We start from the raw sequence: 20,651 nt of genomic DNA on the forward strand, positions 1-20,651 counted from the left end.
ATATTATCTTATGTAGTATTATATATTATAAATATATTTATTAAATATTATCTTATGTAGTATTATATATTATAAATATATTTATTAAATGTTGTATTATTTATTAAATAATATTTTACTTAGTTTATTTATAATAAATTTATTAATTATTTATAATATTTGTTTAGTATAATATTATAATCAATTTTATTTAATTATCTTTCTATATAGATTATGAGATATGTTATTAATAAAATTATGTTTTTAATTTTGGCTAAAGAAATGAAGACAAAAATAAATCCAGACAGCTTCTTTTTCAATAAACAAAATTAATGTTTTAATTAGATATTGTAAAATATACTGATAATGATCATATGTTTGCGATTATCAATGATGAAAATAATGTGATTTCTGATATCGAGGTTGAAAAAATTGAGAACTTTTTTGCCTGTCATTCATATCTTCTGACCAAATTTTTTGAAAAATTATATAAAACAGAAAAAATCAATAAAAAATGAATGCTGTAGCGATATTAGTATTTATAATGGGGCTTATTTTCCAGTGTTGTGACAGCTTTTGCATTTAACAATGCATTAATAGCATGGGTAGTTCATTCTAAAGTTTTGTTTAAAATTCATAGATAAGTTCTATTTTGATTTATTATTGCATCGCTCGTATTGATATAAAACAAAAGTGTTTGATATAATATAAGATCACAGAAGTGAATTTTTGATTTGGTATATAAATTACCGATTGCTTACAGCTCAATTAATCTATGCATCTCAAAATTACGCAAGTTTTTTTCTTCAAAATGCGTACTTGAGTTAATTGTTGTGATTGATAACTTATTCTACAATGAAAATACTTGTGGGTTTATTGGGGGCATTAGATAGCTATGAATTTTGCATATCCACTCAAAAATATACGATGATATAAAAATATTGAATAATATAAGTTTATGACTATTGTGGAGTTCATTTTGATAAACTAAAAAACATAATGCTAAGCATTACAAATATTTGCCAAAAAATACCTTTATTAGGCTTTATTTCGTTTCTTTGCGGTTTACATTTTTTTATCTTTTTAATCCTTAGTTGGAGAGAGAATGTAGTTTGGTTTCCATCTCTCTATTTCACCTGAGATAGAGTGTAGAGCTGACTAATCTTAAAAAATCATGATTGTGGAAGAAAGATAATGAACTTAAACTGTGGCTATTCTACGAATCTCTAGAAATGAACCGCAGTAAAGTTGTTGAAATGTTCAATGGCTTTATGAATTAAACTTGCTGGGTTCATCAGTGTTGTATCTTAATTTTACCCTGTTTAGCTTTTCTAATCAAAGAGCTAGATTTGCGGTTACATTATTTTTTATTTGCTTAGCTATTCCTTCTAAATCTATAATAGGATAAAAATATTATGCGCAATAAAAAACAAATCAAATAATTTATAAATTAATCTAATGCACATTATATGAATAATTAATACAATGCAACACAAAACGACAATTAAAATAATTTATTAACTAGAATTTTATGTTATATTGTTATGCTTGTAAGATATATAGATAATGTGGTGTTTTTTTAGGGGTACAGTAAATAAAATTTATTTTTCATATTATATTAGGTGGTTATGGTGAAAATATTTAAGTATTGTGTATTATATATCGCTGCAATGGCTATTTTTTTACAGGTTTTAGGTGTTAATGTCGATTCTTTAAGCGATAAACTTCAAGATACAGGCTTCATTTTTGTCATGACACAAGAAAATGGAGCCACTGAAGCCGTTGATATGATTATTAACCCACTTGGAGAACAGAGTGCTGAGGAAAATATCCAAAAAGTTGGGATGCTACTGACGTTGGGTTCACTATTGTGGGGTATAATTGCTGCACTGTCTTCTCTTGTTTTTCCGCTTATCGGAGGAGCATTGTGAGACAAAAACATTGTATTATTGTATAAATAAAATACTTTTTTAAATTATCTATAAATTTTATATGAATAAAAACAAATTGGATATTGACAACGTTAAATTTAATGTATTATACGGGCAATTCAATACAAAATGATAATTAAATTTTGTATATATCCTTTTTTTATAAGAAAATATGGGCTGTCGTAGACAATGCTGTATTTTTTCGTTTAGGGGATATGATGAATAAATTTTTTTTAATATTACAATAGGTGATTATGATGAAAATATTTAAGCATTGTGTGTTGTATATCATTGCAATGGCTATTTTCTTTTCGCAGGTTTTAGGTGTTAATGCCGGTTCTTTAAGTAGTAAACTTCAAGATACAGGTTTCATTTCTGTCGTGACACAAGAAAATGGAGGCACTGAAGCTGCTAATGTGGTTGTTAGCTCGCAGGGTACGGAAGGAACCCAAGAAGAAGGAACCCAAGAAGAAGGAACCCAAGGGGAAGGAACCCAAGGGGGTGGGTTTTGGGAATGGTTGTCAGCGTTTTTTGGTCAATTGGGTATAATACCAGTTTTCTTGATTCCGGCTGATAGAGTACTAATGTAAGACAAAAACATTGTATTGTTTGTATAAATAAGATACTTTTTTTGGGTTATCTGTAAGTTTAAAAAGTGCTTATCTAGCTACTCATAAAAATAACGTTATAATGTTTAATCGTATATGTTTATAGATAAAATAAAAACAAATGAGTAATTGGCAATGTCAAACTTAATATGCGTTGTTTGATTTTCAATACTGTATAACACAAAACTTAATTGTCGTTTTGTGTTATACTTTGTGCTCGTAAAATATATAGGTAATGCGGTGTTTTTTAGGGGGGTATATAAATATTATTCTTAATATTATATAGGTGATTATGATGAAAATATTTAAGTATTGTGTATTATATATCGCTGCAATGGCTATTTTCTTTTCACAGGTTTTAGGTGTTAATGCCGGTTTTTTAAGCGATAAACTTCAAGGTACAGGCTTCATTTCTGTCATGATACAAAAACAAGAAAATGGAGCCGAAAATGGAGCCACTGAAGCTGTTGATATGATTATTCGCCCACTTGGAGAACAGGATGCTAAGGAAAATGTCCAAAATGTGTTTTTCCCAGCGTTCATTATGGTGTGGTCGCAAATGCTGTGGGCTATAGGGAGCTCTGTGGCGTTGTCGTTAGAAGGAGACGGATAATAGGATGTGTCAGATTTGCCTAGTTTTATAAAATAATATATTAAATAATTGAAAACATTAAATCTAATTAAACTGTGTGGGCTTCAAATACCAAGTGATAAATTAGAATTAATTTATAATTAAAATTTTGTATTATGTCGTTGTGCTTGTAGGATATATATGGATAATGCGGTATTTTTTAGGGGTGCGGTGAATAGGATTTATTTTTCGTATTACAAGTAGGTAATTATGATGAAAATATTTAAGTATTGTATATTGTATATCGTTGTAATGGCTATTTTCTTTTCACAGGTTTTAGGTGTTAATGCTGGTTCTTTAAATAGTAAATTTCAGGATACAGGTCTCATTTCTGTTATGACACAAGAAAATGGAGTTATTAAAGCTGCTGATATGGTTATTCGCCAATTTGGAGCACAGGGTGCTGAGAAAAATATCCAAAGGGTTGTGGGGCTTATAGGGATGGAGTCAGCGCTTTTGGGCGGGGTTGGTTTTATTATATTTGCCATTACTATGTTCTTTCGAAAGCTGGTGTACTAAAAACATTGTATATACAAAACAACATTATGATATTTAATTATATATATTTATAAAGATAAATTACAATAAAAACAAATTAAAATATTGAAAGCGTTGTTTAATATATTATTTTGTAACGCAAAATAATAGTTATAATTAGATCGTGTTATGTTCTTTTTGTGAGGTAAATATGTTTTATCGATAAATAATGCTATGTTTTTTTGTTTAGAGGCGCAGTTAATAAATTTTATTTTATTAAATGTTATAATAGGTGTTTATGATGAAAATATTTAAGTATTGTATATCGTTGTAATGGCTATTTTCTTTTCACAGGTTTTAGGTGTTAATGCTGGTTCTTTAAGTAGTAAACTTCGAGATACAGGTTTCATTTCTATCATGACACGAGGAAATGGTGCCATTAAAGATCTTGATATGATTATTAGCACACTTGGAAAACAGGGTGATGAGAAAAGTGCTGAGAAAAATATCAAAAAGGTTGCGACTTTTATGGCTTTTACGGCATCGCTTTTTGGCGCGTTATCATATGTGATATATTATTTCTCTCGTCCGGTTCCTAAAGACCCGAATGCAAAAATACTTAATGATGCTATATATGGTTTATGGCTTTTACCGTAATGAGTTAAAGTGTATTGGCTTAATGAACTTTAAGTTGTTCTGTTGTTGGATTTTTTATATTAAATAAACCGTGATGTTTAATCACGGTTTATTTATTTTTTAATTTTAATGATATTAATAAATTTATCCTTTTATATCATTAAAATACTGTTTAGGGGGTGGCAGTATAGGGTGCATTAAATTTAAAAATCAGCGACTTTCAAAGGTTACGTAGTTTTTTCCCTTCAAAATGTACATTTGAGTTCATTATTGTGATTGATCGCTTTTCTATGATGAAAATGCTTATGCATTCATTGAGATATCCGTAAACTTTGCATTTCAACTCAAAAAGTATATGGTAAAACGGTCTTACGGTTATTGTGGATTTTATTCTTATGAATCGAAAAAATATAGTGATTCATCTTATAAATATTTGCAAAAAATGCTTTTATTGGAAGCTGTTATTCTCTTTGTGGTTTACAATTTTTTTTTATCATTTTATCTTAAGAAAAGAAAATATGGATTGATTTCTATTTTTCTATTTTATCTGAGAAGGGTGGAGTTATACGAATGTCAAAAAAAGTCATGATCGTGGAAGATAATGAACTTAATATGAAGTTATTCCGTGATCTTGTAGAAGCGAGTGGCTATGAGACTGTTGAAACACGTAATGGTCTTATGGCGTTAGATTTGGCACGTTCAACGATGCCATCTCTTATCCTTGTGGATATTCAGTTGCCTGAGGTATCAGGAATAGATGTTATTAAACAATTAAAAGAAGATGAGGAACTTCGATCAATCCCCGTTGTTGCTGTAACAGCTTTTGCTATGAAGGGGGATGAGGAACGAATTCGTGCCAGTGGATGTGAAGAATATATGTCAAAACCTATTTCTGTCCCTCATTTTATCACAATGGTAAAACATTTTGTGGACTGAACTTTGTTAAGTGATGATAGAAAAAGACATTGAAAATGCTTATAAGATTGCTAAAGTTATTGTGCAAATATTTTTGTGCTTTAGCGCGTGGATGTATTCAAGTTAGTAAAACAGATTTTAAAAATTGACTCGGCAATAATTATATCATTAATCTGATGTTTATTAGTAAAAAACTCCCGTTGAATATCGGTGCAACTCATTGTTCCATCATATGTTGTTGAAATATTTTTTTCTAAACGCTTCCCACATGCTGTTAAGGAAATTGTTAAAGCCACACTACATATAGCCTGCTTAAAACTCTTACGTATAAAAAACTCATTGTGGCATAAAAGAGAGAAAATTACGGAGTACACATAAGAAAAGTTATTGTACTATTTTACAACGTTTTATACGCGCAAGATCGCTCAAAATGGAAGTTTTGAATTTTTTCGGTCTATTTTTCTTGGTTTTTGTCTTAAGAGAAGTCGTTGTTTTGTATTCTTGTTTTTTCTAATCGGTATAGATTTGTTCCTACATTCATTTAAAAGTCTGTTTTAGCAGGGGAAAAATTTAGAAAGATGAAAAAAGCCCCGATGAAAACGGGGCTCTATATATTGTAATATTGCAAAAAAGTTGAAATTAACGTTTTGAAAATTGGAAAGAACGGCGCGCTTTTGCTTTACCGTATTTTTTACGTTCAACGACACGGCTATTGCGGGTAAGAAATCCCCCTTTTTTCAAAATTGGGCGAAGTTCTGGTTCGTAATAGGTTAAAGCTTTGGAAATGCCATGGCGCACTGCACCAGCTTGTCCGGAAAGACCACCACCTGCAACGGTTGCAATAATATCAAATTGGGTATCCCTATTTGTTGCAACAATTGGTTGACGAAGAATCATTCTCAGAACAGGACGCGCGAAATATTTGTCAAATTCCTTGTTGTTAATGATAATTTTTCCAGAACCAGGTTTAATCCATACGCGAGCAATAGCATCTTTTCGTTTTCCTGTTGCATAGGCACGCCCTTGAGAATCAAGCTTTTGCACGTGAACAGGCACGACATTTTCATGGGGTTCTGTAATACTTGTTACCATGCTAAGTTCAGAAAGAGAATTAATTTCAGCCATAATCAAGCAATCCTTTTGTTTTTGCGGTTTAAAGCACCAACGTCAAGAGACTCGGGCTGTTGTGCTTCATGCGGATGTTGGTTTCCAGCATAAACACGGAGATTCTTCAATTGACGGCGACCAAGAGGGCCACGCGGAATCATACGTTCTACAGCTTTTTCAACAACGCGCTCAGGAAAACGTCCTTCAAGAAGCTGACGTGCTGTACGTTCTTTAATTCCACCAATATAGCCGGTATGCCAATAATATTTTTTATCTGTATATTTTTTGCCGGTAAGAGCTATTTTGTCGGCATTGATGACAATAACGTTGTCACCATCATCAACATGTGGCGTAAATGTAGCTTTATGTTTGCCACGTAAGCGGTTTGCAACAAATGTGGCAAGACGCCCTAAAACAAGGTTTTCAGCGTCAATAATAACCCATTTTTTTACCACTTCAGTTGGCTTTTGTGAAAAAGTTGCCATAGAAGATCCTTTAATTAAAGCCCTCTATCATGAGGGAAATTTTATGTTTGCGTTGAAAATTATGAGCACAGCGAAATATTTAACGCGTATTAATTCCTCTGATATAATGTCTTTTGATTGACGTCAAGAGAAAATAAAAACTTTATAAAACAGTATGTTATGAGTGAGGTATTATAGTACCTCATTGAGTTAAGTTTATGGACACTTTAAACTTAAAATGAAAGGCTACTTTATCTTTAACGCATGATTGTATTTTATTAATCTTCATTATAAAGTAAATGACGATGCAGCTGTCTCGTTATTTTCTCAATGTTGAATCTTCTGCTTGTGGTCAAGCTTGGTTAGATGCTCTTGATCTTCAAGGGATAAATAATGCGCGTGCTATTTCCCAAAAGTTTGGTTTTCCAGATCAATTGGCGCGAGTCCTTTCAGCAAGAAATGTGGATGAAACTGAAGCTGTTGCTTTTATTAACCCAACATTGCGAACGCTTATGCCGGATCCAGAAAGTTTTAGAGATATGCAATGCGCAGCAGAGCGTATTGTTAAGGCTCTTCTCAATCAAGAACAGGTTGCTGTTTTTGGTGATTATGATGTTGATGGTGCATGCGCATCAGCACTCATAGCACGTTTTTTTCGTTATTTTGGGATTGAAGTCAAAATTTATATTCCTGATCGTATTGTTGAAGGCTATGGACCGAATGAACAAGCAATGAGAATGCTCGTGCAAGAAGGGGCTCGTTTAATTATTACTGTTGATTGTGGTGCAAATAGTCCAGATGCTGTAAAAGCGGCGAGGCTTGCAGGGGCTGATGTTGTGATTTTAGATCATCATCAAATGTCAGAGATTCATCAAGAAGCTGTTGCTCTTGTCAATCCTAATCGCCCTGATGATTTTTCTGAACAGGGCCATTTATGTGCAGCGGGCGTTGTCTTTGTTACCTTAGCTTGGGTTCATCATTTGTTGCGGAAAAAGCAATTCGAAGGGAAGCTGCCTGATCTTCTCAGTATGCTTGATCTTGTTGCATTGGCAACCATATGTGATGTTGTTCCATTACAGGGGGTTAACCGTGCTTTTGTGGCAAAAGGGCTGCAAGTTGCTCGTTCTATGCATAATCTAGGGATAGCAGCTTTAACAAAGGTTGCACGGATAGGGGAGCCCCTTAATAGTTTTCATTTAGGCTTTTTGTTAGGTCCTAGAATTAATGCAGGAGGGCGCATTGGTGACCAAGCTTTGGGAGCACGTTTGCTGAGCTGTGAGAATAAAGATGAAGCAGACAGAATAGCAGAACAATTAGATCGGCTTAATCAAGAACGCCAAGAAATGGAGAACATTCAATTAGCACAAGCGGAATCTTACATTGCTTCTCTTTATAAAGATCAAGAAACACCGTTGTCACTTGTTATTTCTCATCAAGAATGGCATCCAGGAATTATTGGTATTCTTGCTTCACGCCTCAAAGAGCGTTTTTTTTGTCCTGTTTTTGCTATTGCTTTGAAAGAAGATGGAAGTGGCGTAGGGTCAGGGCGTTCAATTAATGGCATAAATTTAGGAGCACTCGTTCGTGAAGCTGTTACACTCGATTTCTTGGAAAAAGGAGGGGGGCATAGTATGGCAGCAGGAATTACAATTCAATCGGCAAAAATTGAAACTTTTCGAAAATGGCTAGAAGAAAAAGTTTCTGTAATGGTTTCACAATTGCATGCAAAAAAGTCTCTTAGTATAGATGGTTCTCTTTCTGCTTCTGGTGTTAATCAAGCACTCTTTGAGTTGCTTGAAAAGGCGGGGCCTTTTGGGACGGGGAATGCAACACCTGTTTTTGTTCTACCCTCTCATCGATTAATAAATTTATCTGAGGTTGGTAAAGGACACCTTCGCCTCATTGTATCTAATGTGGAAGGCAAAAAACTGCAAGGAATAGCTTTTCGTGCAGTAGGGACAGCACTTGGTGACTTTCTGTCGAAAAATATTGGTGAAATGATTCATTTAGCTGGTCATCTTAGTTTGAATTATTGGAATGGAATGATCAATCCGCAACTGCGCGTGATTGACGCTGCTGCAGTGGTTTAAAAGAGGTATTTTTTACATTAGATGTCTAAATTAGAAGCAAAAGTGGAATTTTCTTGTATGAAACGAAATCGTGCTTCTGGCTTTGTTCCCATGAGACTTTCTACAGTCTTTTTTGTTTCTTGCATTTCTACGGCATCAATAGAAACACGAAGCAATGTGCGTTTTTGAGGATGCATTGTTGTTTCTTTAAGTTGTTCTGCACGCATTTCACCAAGCCCTTTAAAACGCCCGATTTCAATTTTAGCTTTTCCCGTAAATTCAGTTTTGAGCAATTCATCCTTATGGATATCATCGCGTGCATAAGAAACTTTTCCTCCTTGCGATATTCTATAAAGGGGAGGAACGGCGAGATATAAATGTCCCTGATGAATAAGATCAGGCATTTCTTGAAAGAAGAAGGTAATGAGCAGTGACGCAATATGAGCACCATCAACATCAGCATCTGTCATGATGATAATACGTTCATATCTGAGATCTTTTTCACGATATTTAGAGCGTGTTCCACATCCAAGAGCAAGGATAAGATCGTTAATTGTTTGGCTTGAGTTCATTTTTTCGTGTGCTGCACTGGCGACATTTAAGATTTTACCACGAAGAGGTAAAATCGCTTGATTTGCTCTATTTCTCGCTTGTTTGGCCGATCCTCCTGCCGAATCCCCTTCAACAATGAATAATTCAGCACCCGCAGCATGGTTTTGGCTACAATCTGCAAGTTTACCGGGCAGACGTAATTTACGGACAGCAGTTTTTCGACTTATTTCTCTATCTTGGCGTCGTCTAACACGTTCTTCAGCACGTTCAATAACCCAATCAAGAAGTTTTGTTGCTTCTTGTGGGGAATTTGCCAACCAATGATCAAAAGGATCGCGGATTGCACTTTCAACAATACGCTGAGCTTCAATGGTTGCTAATCGATCTTTTGTTTGTCCAACAAATTCAGGATTACTGATAAAGACAGAAAGTATTGCGGCTGTTGAAATCATAATATCGTCAGACGTGATGATTGCTGCGCGCTTATTTCCTATTAACTCAGCGTAAGATTTCAATCCACGTAAAAGAGCTTGACGTAATCCTATTTCGTGTGTTCCACCTTCTCCTGTAGGAATCGTATTACAGTAAGATTGCACACAAGGATCACCACCATGCCAAGCGATAGCCCATTCAACAGAGCCATGGCCACTATTTTGTTGTGTTTTACCAGAAAAAATTTCTGACGTTACGCGGTATTCATCTTTTAATGATGCAAGTAAATAATCTTTAAGCCCATTGGGAAAATGAAAAACAGCTTTTTCAGGAATATTTTTTACGCCTTCGAGTATGATGGGATCACAAGTCCAGCGAATTTTTACCCCGCCAAAAAGATAGGCTTTAGAGCACGCCATCTTATAAATTTTTTCTGGATCAAAAGCTGCTTTTTCACCAAAAATTTCACGATCAGGATGAAAACGAACGCGTGTACCACGACGATTATAAACATCCCCCAAATCTTCCAATTCAGATTGAGGAATACCGCGTGAGAAGCGTTGGCGGTAAAGTTTTCGTTCTCGTGCAACTTCAACTTCCATATCATCAGAAAGAGCATTGACGACAGAAATTCCTACTCCATGAAGTCCGCCTGCGGTTTGATAAGCTTTACCATCAAATTTTCCTCCGGAGTGAAGTTGTGTCATAATAACTTCAAGAGTGGATTTGTCCGGCATTTGAGGATGATTTTCGACAGGAATACCGCGTCCATTATCTGTAACGGTTATATAACCATTCCTATCTAAAGAGACTTCAATGGAGTCTGCATAACCAGCAACAGCTTCATCCATCGCGTTATCAATAATTTCGGCAAATAAATGGTGAAGGGCTTTGCTGTCTGTTCCACCAATATACATTCCAGGGCGTAAACGTACAGGCTCTAACCCCTCAAGTACGCGAATAGAGAGGGCATTATAATCGTCTTCTTGCGTATTTCTTGCACTTTTTTTTGAAATTGTTGCTTTTGATTGCATTGGAGATTGCAGAGTGCTTTCTTTTGTATTTAGCCGAGATTGGGCTTTATTTAAAATACTAAAAAGATCTTTGTTGTTATCGCTCATAGCGTTTAACTATCTACCTTATAAAATATTTATTAAAATAAATTTTATGCCTGTTTTTTATTTCAAAATCAATGCGTTTAGGAAACATCAATTGTTGGACCAAAAATTTGTTCAAAAGCGTGTTTGAGAGCAATATCAATATCATGCATTGTTACAGAGCACCCTAGATCAAGAAAGCTTGTTACACCGTGTTTTGTAATTCCACAAGGAACAATCCCTGAATAATGGGCTAGATTAGGATTAACATTGATCGAAACGCCATGAAAACTTATCCATTTGCGCACTCGAATGCCAATCGCTGCAATTTTATCTTCGGAAGAAAGATCCTTTTGTTTTGATGGGCAATGAGACTGTTTAACCCAGACACCAACGCGATCTTCTCTGCGTTCGCCTTTAATATTAAAGTTTGCAAGCATTTGTATGATCCATTCTTCTAATGCACTGATGAAAGCACGAATGTCTTGTTTTCGGCGTTTAAGATCAAGCATAATATAAGCAATACGCTGTCCTGGACCGTGATATGTAAATTCTCCCCCCCGTCCTGCTTCATAAACAGGGAATAAATGAGGCGCTAAAAGGTCCTTTTTATTCGCACTCGTACCCGCTGTATAAAGGGAAGGATGTTCAAGAAGCCAAACCTGTTCATGTGCAGTTTTTGCAAGAATTTTTTCTACACGTTCTTGCATATAACGCAGCGCTTCTGGATACTCAACAAAATGATCACTTATTTTCCATTCAACGGGTGGATTTCCTAAAATTGCATTAAAATGATGTGATAAGTGACTACGATCTCTATGTTTCAATTCAAATGTCATTGGCAATATTTATCTTAATGTTTGAGTTTGTACTGTGATTAGAAAAATAACAAAAGCATAAGATAGAAGACAGTTTATGAGAAGTGCAATGAATTTTATTAAAAAAAATCGTTACGCTCGTTTTACCATCTTCCTGTTGCACCGCCACCACCTGATGATCCACCCCCCCCTCTGAATCCTCCTCCTCTTGAATGTCCACCAAAGATTCTGCCAGAACCTCTACCGCTTGTATTTAAGTTTAAAAACCAAGGTGTAAAAACAATACCCAGCCAAAGATATTTTCGTGGACCTATTTTCTGACCAAAAATCACAGCCAAAATGGGCAAACCAATTGCTATAAAGAGAATGAAAAACAAGATTGTATTTATAATCATTTCTTCTCTTGCAGCTTGTTTACGTTGTTCTTCAACAGCTTTAGCTTTTTGATTGATTCGAAAAGAAAAATCAGCATCGCTTTGTGTGATCACTTTGATAATTGTATGGACAGATTCGACAATTCCTTTTTGATAATTTCCTTCACGAAAATTAGGAATCATGAAGCTATTAATGATGACAGAGGAAATGGCATCTGTTAGTTCTCCTTCCAGACCGTAGCCTACCTCAATACGTGCTTCACATTCATTCGGTGCAATGACGATTAGTACACCGTTATTAATCTGTTTTTGACCTAACTTCCACGTACGAAAAAGAGAATTACTGTAAGACTCTATATCATTGCCTGAAAGAGTAGGGAGCGTTACAAGAACAATTTGATCTCCCGTTTTTTCTTCGAGGGCAGCGAGCTCTTCTGTTAAATTTCTTTTTGTTGCATGATCAAGTAAATGAGCCGTATCGTTTATATAGCCAGTTAAGGGAGGAAACTTAGTGTGTGCGTAAGTGACATTTCCCAATGCAATGATCAAGTATAGAATGCTTAAAGGAATCCATAAACATAGAAAAAAACGACATTGTATAGAGCGTTGAAATGGTTTCATTAATTAAAATTAACCTTTGGTGTTTGTTGGTTATCCGTATCGATGGTAAAAGTTGGCATCGGTTTAGCATCACGAAACCATAATTTTGCCCAAATCATTGTCGGCATTGTTTTGAGTGCAGTATTGTAGGCACGGACTGTTTCGATATAATCGCGGCGTGCAACGGAGATACGKTTTTCTGTTCCTTCTAACTGTGATTGAAGCGAAAGAAAGTTCTGATTTGCTTTAAGATCTGGATAKTTTTCGACAACCGCCATAAGCCGCGAAAGTGCACTTGATAAATTTGCTTGATTTTTGAGATATTGCTGCATAACTTCTGGATTATTCAGCATATCTGCATTAATGTTGATTTGCGTTGCTTTGGAACGTGCTTCAATGACATTTGTGAAAACGCTTTGTTCATGGGCGGCGTAAGCTTTAACTGTTTCTATGAGATTGGGGATGAGATCTGTACGGCGTTGATATTGATTGAGCACTTCACTCCACGCTGCGTGTGCTTTTTCTTCATTTGTTGGTATCGTATTAAATCCGCAGCCACTTAAAAATGGTACTAACCCTGCCAAAAAAATAATAATCGAAAATTGTTTTAATATTTTAAACATTGAAAAAGTTTGTACATTTAACATAAAGAAGTCTCCACAAATATTTTATGTAATTATATAGGGTTTAGCTTCTTGGTGGAAAGTATTTTGAATTTTATAAACAAACATTATTATCAATAAATTGATATATTATTGCGTCTTTAGCACATTTCAGTGACTTATTGATATGAAAATAATAAAGAAAATATAGATGTCATCTTATAAAAAATCAATAATATTCATATCAATTATCCTTACGGAAGATTATAGTATTTTTTTGTTTCAGAATGTTGCAGATAACAATTGGAGAAGGGGAGAATATAAACAAAAAGGTAGAGGAAAATTTCATTTTCCCTCCTTTGGACCCTCCTTTTAGAAGACCCTGTTTAACCGATTGGATAAGAAAGCTTTTAAATTATGGATATTAATAATTGTGAGGAATCGGAAAAATCCTATATTGTAAAGCTTTTAACCCCAAAGTGAAAAGTTTGATGGATTAGCTGATGGTTATGATCACTATCATACGCACATCCCTCTTACCGTATCATAAGACTATGCTTCTTTCTTTTAAGAACAAAAAGCATTTGCCTGTCGTGGATGTAAGGGCGGGGACAGGCATTGCATGAGAGAGGATTTTTAAACTGTTAGGGAATGAGCACCGATATCACGCTATCAATCGTATCGGCAAATATGATTTAAGCAGGGATGAAGAAATTTTCCTTTTGTGCAGTGGTCTCAAGATTAAATCGAAAGTCTATTGCTCCAAAGAGGCGAGGTTGATTTTATGATTGCATTGTAGGCATTTCAGTGGATGGATTACCCTCAGTTGCTTTGCGCTGTATCATTCAAACTCCGAACTGATGGTATAATGGCGGTTGTTTWGAATAATTGCGATTTTAAGCATAGCGAATTTCTAGAGGATTATGAGACATTATTAGAAAAAATGAGTCTAAATTATTTTTGTGATTATCATAATTTTGATTTTTTACAGAAAATGAGTGATGGCTTTGGGGCAAAGACAGAAAAGATTTTTTTCCATACACACAATTGGACGATGAAGATTTTGTCTGAAGCTTATTATTAGAATAAACCACTCTTTACCGCAAGCGCGACACGCTATTGCGCACCATGGGGAAGAATATTTGTAGCAATTGATTGCATTGATAAAACAATATGAAGTGCAGAGAAATTTGGAGCTTTTGTATCGGCGTGAGCTTTATATGTATGCGAGATAATCTGATATTGGTGATTGCTTTTGCTAGTTTTAGTGCATCAGAGTAGGTGATATTCAGGAAATTCTCGCATGATGAAGGCACGTTTTGAGGGAAAAAACAGCTTTTTTCCTTTTGCACTTAACTGATGCTTCATTACATCTGATCTTTATTGTCCGCTTAACATGTGAGAGTTCTCAACAGAAAACTTATGAATTGCCTTATGGCATTTAAGGAAGAATATCTTTACTGTAATTTGCAGATTTGTACCTTCAGTAGGAAGAGGGAGATTGAATAGAAAGAGGGGAATTCTTTATTTTTATGCTTATTTTTACTCTTAAAGTTTTGTTCAAATAGATTTTTACAGCCCAAAACTGAAAGAAATACCCAAAATTATCATAATTAGAATTTTCTCGTAAAAAGGGTAAAAGGCTTTGAAATGACTGTGAAAGCTCAAAAAAGGGGGGTAAAGGACTTAAAAAACTGATTCATTTAAAATTATCTCTAAATTCAGGTTCAACATAATAAAAAGGCAAAATAGAAATATGTTGTATAAAACATTTCTCTTTTTTAAGATATAATATAAAAACAATATGTTAATGATTTTTTTGATATAAGAAAATCGCCTTTATTTTCTCTTTTAAATATCAAGTTCGTTCCTTTTGTGTGTGGTTTTACTGAAATATGATTTTCAGTTTCAATCTAGCGCTTTAAATACAAATGTGAGAAGTGGCCAAAAAGTTCAGTTTTTTCTCTGCTATTGATGTTTTGAATAAGTTTTTTAATTTTCCATAAAATTTCAGCGAAAAATCTGCTCTATCTTCAAAGGAAAGTTTAATGTTTGTCATTATGATAGATTATAACAGCTATCGCTCTAAGCTTTTTCATAAATTTAGCGGGAATAGTTTAATGATAAATTCATTGTGTCCCCCATCGTTACGCGTAATAAAAGAGCTAGCCGGTATCATCACACTTTTGCTGTCTCCCAATGTTGGACAGTCTTTGACACTCTTCATAAGAGGAGGGCATTTTTAGTCTTTTTCTTGTACAGTCTCACTCATCATGCCAATCTCGCTTGTGGCTTGCAAGCAATATGGTTTTGATTAATTTAATATAAACAGATTTGGAATGAGAGAATATTAAGATGTTCGCTCTCTTATTCAATGATTTGATATGAGTAAGTTAGATTGTCATTATACTAATTCACTCTTATTATTTTAAATTCATATCCTTGATTCTAAAGAATAATTTTTAAGAGTATTTTCGTTTAAAGAGTGATGATATCTTTTCTGTTTTACAGAAGGATCAATAATGTTAAGAATTACACTTTAGTTAGATAAGAAAGAAAATTATGACGATTATACTGAAACCAGGCGAGGTAACGCTTAGCGAACTTGAAGCTATTTATTTTAATGGTGAAGTGAGTAAACTTCATAATGATACGCATTCAGCTATCGAGAAAGGAGCGCAGCGTATCGCTGAAATTGCTGCTGGAAGTAAACCGGTGTACGGTATTAATACTGGTTTTGGAAAATTGGCTTCCATTAAAATTGATGCCGATAAGGTCACTGTTTTACAGAGAAATCTTATTTTGTCCCATTGTTGCGGGGTAGGAGATCCTCTCGCTGAAAATATTGTGCGTTTGATGATGAGCTTAAAGCTTATTTCTTTGGGAAGAGGGGCCTCTGGGGTTCGCTTAGAGTTGGTAAATTTGCTAGAAAATATGCTTGCGAAGGGCGTCATTCCTGTCGTTCCAGAAAAAGGATCTGTTGGCGCTTCTGGTGATCTTGCTCCACTTGCTCATATGGCTGCTGTTATGATAGGAGAAGGAGAAGCATTTTTTCAAAATATTCGTATGAGCGGAGCGCTTGCTTTAGAGAAAGCGGGATTGACCCCTATTATTTTAGAGGCAAAGGAAGGCCTTGCTCTTATTAATGGGACGCAAACCTCAACAGCACTTGCACTTGCCGGTCTTTTTCGAGCTTATCGGGCATTGTGTGGTGGATTGTTAGCAGGGGCTTTAACGACAGACGCTACCATGGGATCAACGGCGCCATTTCATCCTGATATCCATATTTTACGAGGCCATTATGGGCAGATTGCTGTATCGAAAACATTAGAAGAGCTTGTAGAGGATTCAGAAATTCGTGCTGCACATTTACGTGGTGATGAGCGTGTTCAAGATCCTTATTGTATACGTTGCCAGCCACAGGTTATGGGGGCATGTTTTGATATTTTGTTAGCAGCAGCAAAAACACTGATTATTGAAGCAAATGCTGTTACAGATAATCCGTTGATTTTAAGGAATGGTGAGATTGTATCAGGTGGGAATTTTCATGCTGAGCCTGTCGCTTTTGCTGCTGATCAGATTGCTCTTGCTTTGTGTGAAATAGGATCTATTTCTCAACGGCGTATTGCTCTTATGGTTGATCCAGCAGTTTCTTATGGTCTTCCAGCTTTTTTAGCGCACAATGCAGGTCTTAATTCAGGTTTCATGATTGCTGAAGTAACAGCAGCAGCTTTAATGTCCGAAAATAAGCAAATGGCTTATCCTGCTTCTGTTGATTCAACTCCAACTTCAGCCAATCAAGAAGATCATGTTTCAATGGCTTGCCATGGTGCTCGTCGGTTATTGGTAATGAGCGAAAACCTTTTTACGCTTATTGGCATTGAAACGCTTATTGCAGCACAAGGAATTGAATATCGTACCCCTTTAAAAACGAGTACTCTTTTGCAGTCTGTTATGGAATGTTTACGCAAAAATATTGCTTCTCTTAAGGAAGATCGCTATATAGCTCCGGATCTTCATCAAGTGCATATACTTGTGCGTGAAGGGCACTTATTATCTGTTTTACCAAGAACAATTTTTCCTCCACTCGAATTTAAATAATATTTATTTTTGAGTCTAAGAAGGAAAAAAGACCTAATTATTAGGTCTCCTTATACAGGGATTTGGGAAATAGTGATATATCTTCATAATAATTATAAATATTTTCTCATTTATTAGCTGCTATGTATTGTGTTGCTGTAGACTTATATCTTTAATATTTTTAAATTTATGGTATAGTATAATTTATATAAGTTCATAAAATTGTATCTTATATTTACTGTTACTTAATAAAATGAATATTTTTACTAAGGATTTCTCTTTTTTTATAGTTTATAATTTCTATGTTATTTAAAATAGAAGAAAGGGGAAATAAATGTCTAAAAATCGCCTATTATGTATTTTAATGGCAACCGTTATTTGTTTTTCGCAAATTATGGAGGTTCGTGCAAATCTTTCGAGAGGAAGATCTCAACAGGTTGGTTTTGTTACTATGCGGACACCGGAGAGAGATATTTTTGTTCATGGAACGGGGGGAGTTATCGTCAATATTTCAGGTCAAAGAAGTGAAAAAAATAGTTGCTCTTTTATTATGCCAATGGTTGAAAAGATAATATTTACAGTTGTCACTTTTTTACTGGGAAAACTTATGTTTAAAGTGATTGAAGTTCTTAAGATATGGGCTGGAGATAAACTTTCTCAATCCTTTAAAGAGGGGCAAAATTTAAGCTATATCAGTTAGTTTTAAAAATAAGGTCACGTGGTATTGAGCTCAATTCATAACTAAAGCGTAGAAGATTGACATTAATAGAAAAATTAATGTCTTTTCCTCTTAAATGTTATGATATTAATTTAAGATTTTATTTATTTGCTTTAAAATCAGTGGAGATGATGAGTGGGGGATATGTTTCTCTGCCAAACAGCTTTTTTTTGCACTCACATGCTTGTTTTTAAAGGAATACTTATAACCATCTCATGGTTGCATCCATAGATGGTATAACCTAAAAATTCTCGTGAAAACTATGAAATTAATAGCGCATTACTATTTTTATGCTATGAAGAATGAAACAGCACTATCAGATAATCCATTTCTCAAAATTATTATGATAGCCTTTTATACTTGAGACAGTTTGTTAAGAGGCATTTTTATTCCTTTTTTACAATGTTTTATCCACACACTAATTTCGCTTATGATGCGTAAATAAAAAGTTTTGATTGCTTGAATGTGAACAGGTTTGGAAAAGAGAGAATTTTATGATATTGATGGTCCAATTTAATATGTAGAATAATAAATTACCTTTATGAAAAAATGTTATATCATCTTGCATCCATTCCCACATTTTCTGCAGAAAAATATAAAAATGAATTAAGTGACAATTATAAAAAATTTTATTATCACGTAATTTCAATAAAATGATAGGCTATAAAAGCTGATCATGGGCAATAAGAGTGTTTTTCATTGCCTAGATAGAGCATCTGGAAGCTTATCTTTAATGCTTCGTATATCATCGAAAGAGAAACATGAGGCTTTATTTATCATAAAGCTGTTGTTGTGGTGTGGATTTTCGTCAACATTTCAATAAAGAAGGAAAGCAATGGCAACAAATGAACTAAAACGAGGGATGAGTAAGCGCCAAGTTATTTTTTTAGCTCTTGGCTCTGCTATTGGAACGGGTCTTTTTTATGGTTCTGCACAGGCAATTAAGCTTGCGGGTCCCAGTGTTTTGATTGCCTATTGTATTTCTGGTTTAGCGATTTTTATGGTTATGCGGGCTTTAGGTGAGATGATACTTCATAATCCATTGCCTGGTTCTTTTGCTCGTTATGCGGCAAATTACATATCGCCATTAGCGGGTTTTTTAACGGGGTGGACATATGTATTTGAGATGATTCTTGTTGGTTTGGCTGATATTACAGCTTTTGCGACTTATATGGGGTTTTGGTATCCTGATGTTGCTCCTTGGGTATGGGCACTGAGTATTACATTAATTATCACCGGTATTAATCTAGCTGCTGTAGAAGTCTATGGTGAACTAGAGTTTTGGCTGTCTTCTATTAAAGTTATCGCTATCATTGCGATGATCATTTTAGGAATAGCAATTATTTTTTGGGGGTGGGGAGATGGAGCGGGTTTTTCTACTGTTACTGTTCGTAATTTATGGAAAAATGGTGGCGTTTTTCCCAATGGTTGGTTTGGTTTTTTAGCTTGCTTTAGTGTTGTTGTCTTTGCTTTTGGTGGCATAGAAATCATTGGAATGGCAGTCATGGAAGTTCAAAATCCTCATCAAACGATTTCAAAGGCGATTAATTCTACTCCAGTTCGTATTTTGCTTTTTTATGTCATGACGTTAGCTATTTTGATGTCACTTTATCCTTGGAATGAGATTGGTCTTCTGGATAGTCCTTTTGTATCCATTTTTGAAAATCTTGGGATTTCATATGCGGCAAATATTTTAAATATTGTTGTTGTTACAGCAGCTATTTCTGCAATGAATAGTGGAATGTATGGTGCTTGTCGTATGATACATGGTTTATCACAGGAAGGTTATGCTTTAAAAAAGTTTCAATATTTATCAAAAAATGGTGTACCAATTTTTGTTATTTTAATGATCTTCGTTATTTTTTTGCTTGGTGCTGTCCTTAATTATTTTTATCATGAAAAGCTTTTTTTTCTTATTGCAGCAATGGCAACATTTGCAACGGTTTTTGTTTGGACGATGATTCTACTTTCGCAAATTTTTATGCGGATTAAGATGTCTAAAGAAGTGCAGAATAGTTTAAAATTTCCAATCCCATTTTGGCCAATAGGATCGATTTTTTCTATTTTATTTATGGTTTTTATTTTTGTTCTCTTATGGTATTTTGACGAAACGCGACCAGTTTTAATTATAGGTTTTAGTTGGATTATCTGGCTTGTTATTTGTTTTTATATCCTTAAATTTTATAATTTTAAGAAAAATAAACTACAATAAACTGTGAATAGAGGTTAAAATAAAAAGTTTATTTTTTAACAAAACAAGTGTTTGATCGTTATTTTTTCAAAATTAGAAATAATTTATTTATTATGATTTTTCTTTGGAAGTTATCATGAGCCATCGCTTATAATAATGGCCTAATGTCGTTTGACAGTAGTTTTTGCATTAAGTGGGAAGAGGTGGGATTGGTTAGAAATAGGTGATAATTTGTTGTTCTTATGTACAATTTTTAGCGTTAAATACGCATTTTGTCAAAATAGGTTTTGACACCTAAAATTGGAAAAAGCACGAAAAATGGTAAAAAGTGCATTTTCATGGTAAAAATGAGGGAAGGCTTTGAAAGGTC

General features: G+C 34.4%; 16 protein-coding genes and 1 pseudogene. 10 read left to right on the forward strand and 7 right to left on the reverse strand.

Annotation, left to right across the window (positions count from 1 at the left end; genetic code table 11):
- Positions 1-1,607 precede the first annotated feature (1,607 nt).
- The 6 genes from CEV08_RS07670 to CEV08_RS07695 all read left to right on the forward strand — a co-directional run bounded on the left by CEV08_RS07670 (position 1,608) and on the right by CEV08_RS07695 (position 5,198).
- Positions 1,608-1,910 (forward strand): hypothetical protein, encoded by a 303-nt coding sequence (locus tag CEV08_RS07670; RefSeq protein ID WP_143434462.1) that lies wholly within the window; start codon positions 1,608-1,610, stop codon positions 1,908-1,910.
- 254 nt (positions 1,911-2,164) lie between these two features.
- Positions 2,165-2,500, forward strand: coding sequence for a hypothetical protein (locus tag CEV08_RS07675; RefSeq protein WP_143434463.1), 336 nt, complete (start codon positions 2,165-2,167; stop codon positions 2,498-2,500).
- Positions 2,501-2,810: 310 nt separating this feature from the next.
- Complete coding sequence (locus tag CEV08_RS07680) at positions 2,811-3,131, forward strand: hypothetical protein (RefSeq protein ID WP_143434464.1); 321 nt, start codon at positions 2,811-2,813, stop codon at positions 3,129-3,131.
- A 228-nt stretch (positions 3,132-3,359) separates the two neighbouring features.
- A complete protein-coding gene (locus tag CEV08_RS07685; protein ID WP_143434465.1) occupies positions 3,360-3,668 on the forward strand; it encodes a hypothetical protein in 309 nt (102 codons plus the stop codon).
- Positions 3,669-3,944: 276 nt separating this feature from the next.
- A complete protein-coding gene (locus tag CEV08_RS07690) occupies positions 3,945-4,283 on the forward strand; it encodes a hypothetical protein (RefSeq protein ID WP_143434466.1) in 339 nt (112 codons plus the stop codon).
- 549 nt (positions 4,284-4,832) lie between these two features.
- The gene (locus CEV08_RS07695) at positions 4,833-5,198 is read left to right on the forward strand and encodes a response regulator (protein WP_012231966.1); all 366 of its coding nucleotides are present in this window, start codon (positions 4,833-4,835) and stop codon (positions 5,196-5,198) included.
- Positions 5,199-5,326: 128 nt separating this feature from the next.
- Here CEV08_RS07695 and CEV08_RS10285 read toward each other — a convergent pair.
- The 3 genes and pseudogenes from CEV08_RS10285 to rplM form a co-directional block, all read right to left on the reverse strand.
- Positions 5,327-5,506 (reverse strand): annotated as a pseudogene (locus CEV08_RS10285) (hypothetical protein); the annotation flags it as partial.
- A gap of 310 nt (positions 5,507-5,816) precedes the next feature.
- Positions 5,817-6,302 (reverse strand): 30S ribosomal protein S9, encoded by a 486-nt coding sequence (rpsI, locus tag CEV08_RS07705; RefSeq protein WP_100131072.1) that lies wholly within the window; start codon positions 6,300-6,302, stop codon positions 5,817-5,819.
- 2 nt (positions 6,303-6,304) lie between these two features.
- Positions 6,305-6,769: a 50S ribosomal protein L13 gene (gene rplM / locus CEV08_RS07710; protein ID WP_100131073.1), complete on the reverse strand. Its 465-nt coding sequence runs from the start codon at positions 6,767-6,769 to the stop codon at positions 6,305-6,307.
- A gap of 284 nt (positions 6,770-7,053) precedes the next feature.
- On the opposite strand from rplM, the gene recJ reads away from it, so the two are divergent.
- Positions 7,054-8,838: a single-stranded-DNA-specific exonuclease RecJ gene (recJ, locus tag CEV08_RS07715; protein ID WP_100131074.1), complete on the forward strand. Its 1,785-nt coding sequence runs from the start codon at positions 7,054-7,056 to the stop codon at positions 8,836-8,838.
- 17 nt (positions 8,839-8,855) lie between these two features.
- On the opposite strand, the gene parE is transcribed toward recJ, so the two are convergent.
- From parE to CEV08_RS07735, 4 genes are all read right to left on the reverse strand, one after another.
- Positions 8,856-10,922 carry a DNA topoisomerase IV subunit B gene (gene parE / locus CEV08_RS07720; RefSeq protein ID WP_100131075.1) on the reverse strand — a complete coding sequence of 689 codons (2,067 nt, stop codon included), beginning with the start codon at positions 10,920-10,922 and terminating at the stop codon, positions 8,856-8,858.
- A gap of 77 nt (positions 10,923-10,999) precedes the next feature.
- Positions 11,000-11,737, reverse strand: a complete 738-nt coding sequence (gene lipB / locus CEV08_RS07725; RefSeq protein ID WP_100131076.1) for a lipoyl(octanoyl) transferase LipB — start codon at positions 11,735-11,737, stop codon at positions 11,000-11,002.
- Between the two features lie 122 nt (positions 11,738-11,859).
- On the reverse strand, positions 11,860-12,711 hold the full coding sequence (locus CEV08_RS07730; RefSeq protein ID WP_100131077.1) for a TPM domain-containing protein: 852 nt from the start codon (positions 12,709-12,711) through the stop codon (positions 11,860-11,862).
- Positions 12,711-13,337, reverse strand: a complete 627-nt coding sequence (locus CEV08_RS07735; protein WP_100131078.1) for a LemA family protein — start codon at positions 13,335-13,337, stop codon at positions 12,711-12,713. Before CEV08_RS07735 ends, CEV08_RS07730 begins: the two co-directional genes overlap by 1 nt.
- A 2,517-nt stretch (positions 13,338-15,854) precedes the next feature.
- Here CEV08_RS07735 and hutH point away from each other — a divergent pair.
- The 3 genes from hutH to CEV08_RS07755 all read left to right on the forward strand — a co-directional run bounded on the left by hutH (position 15,855) and on the right by CEV08_RS07755 (position 20,302).
- Positions 15,855-17,393, forward strand: a complete 1,539-nt coding sequence (hutH, locus tag CEV08_RS07745; RefSeq protein WP_100131079.1) for a histidine ammonia-lyase — start codon at positions 15,855-15,857, stop codon at positions 17,391-17,393.
- 313 nt (positions 17,394-17,706) lie between these two features.
- Entirely contained in the window at positions 17,707-18,072 is a 366-nt protein-coding gene (locus tag CEV08_RS07750; RefSeq protein WP_100131080.1) for a hypothetical protein, read from the forward strand.
- A gap of 853 nt (positions 18,073-18,925) precedes the next feature.
- Positions 18,926-20,302: an amino acid permease gene (locus CEV08_RS07755; protein ID WP_100131081.1), complete on the forward strand. Its 1,377-nt coding sequence runs from the start codon at positions 18,926-18,928 to the stop codon at positions 20,300-20,302.
- Positions 20,303-20,651 lie beyond the last annotated feature (349 nt).

The organism is Bartonella tribocorum, assembly GCF_002778015.1.
Classification (GTDB): domain Bacteria; phylum Pseudomonadota; class Alphaproteobacteria; order Rhizobiales; family Rhizobiaceae; genus Bartonella; species Bartonella tribocorum_B.

What these genes read in the sequence shown, in the direction of transcription:
- CEV08_RS07670 (WP_143434462.1), top strand. Translation starts at nt 1,608, where the DNA reads ATGGTGAAAATATTTAAGTATTGTGTATTATATATCGCTGCAATGGCT.
- CEV08_RS07675 (WP_143434463.1), top strand. Translation starts at nt 2,165, where the DNA reads ATGATGAAAATATTTAAGCATTGTGTGTTGTATATCATTGCAATGGCT.
- CEV08_RS07680 (WP_143434464.1), top strand. Translation starts at nt 2,811, where the DNA reads ATGATGAAAATATTTAAGTATTGTGTATTATATATCGCTGCAATGGCT.
- CEV08_RS07685 (WP_143434465.1), top strand. Translation starts at nt 3,360, where the DNA reads ATGATGAAAATATTTAAGTATTGTATATTGTATATCGTTGTAATGGCT.
- CEV08_RS07695 (WP_012231966.1), top strand. Translation starts at nt 4,833, where the DNA reads ATGTCAAAAAAAGTCATGATCGTGGAAGATAATGAACTTAATATGAAG.
- rpsI (WP_100131072.1), bottom strand. Translation starts at nt 6,302, where the DNA reads ATGGCTGAAATTAATTCTCTTTCTGAACTTAGCATGGTAACAAGTATT.
- rplM (WP_100131073.1), bottom strand. Translation starts at nt 6,769, where the DNA reads ATGGCAACTTTTTCACAAAAGCCAACTGAAGTGGTAAAAAAATGGGTT.
- recJ (WP_100131074.1), top strand. Translation starts at nt 7,054, where the DNA reads ATGCAGCTGTCTCGTTATTTTCTCAATGTTGAATCTTCTGCTTGTGGT.
- parE (WP_100131075.1), bottom strand. Translation starts at nt 10,922, where the DNA reads ATGAGCGATAACAACAAAGATCTTTTTAGTATTTTAAATAAAGCCCAA.
- lipB (WP_100131076.1), bottom strand. Translation starts at nt 11,737, where the DNA reads ATGACATTTGAATTGAAACATAGAGATCGTAGTCACTTATCACATCAT.
- CEV08_RS07730 (WP_100131077.1), bottom strand. Translation starts at nt 12,711, where the DNA reads ATGAAACCATTTCAACGCTCTATACAATGTCGTTTTTTTCTATGTTTA.
- hutH (WP_100131079.1), top strand. Translation starts at nt 15,855, where the DNA reads ATGACGATTATACTGAAACCAGGCGAGGTAACGCTTAGCGAACTTGAA.
- CEV08_RS07750 (WP_100131080.1), top strand. Translation starts at nt 17,707, where the DNA reads ATGTCTAAAAATCGCCTATTATGTATTTTAATGGCAACCGTTATTTGT.
- CEV08_RS07755 (WP_100131081.1), top strand. Translation starts at nt 18,926, where the DNA reads ATGGCAACAAATGAACTAAAACGAGGGATGAGTAAGCGCCAAGTTATT.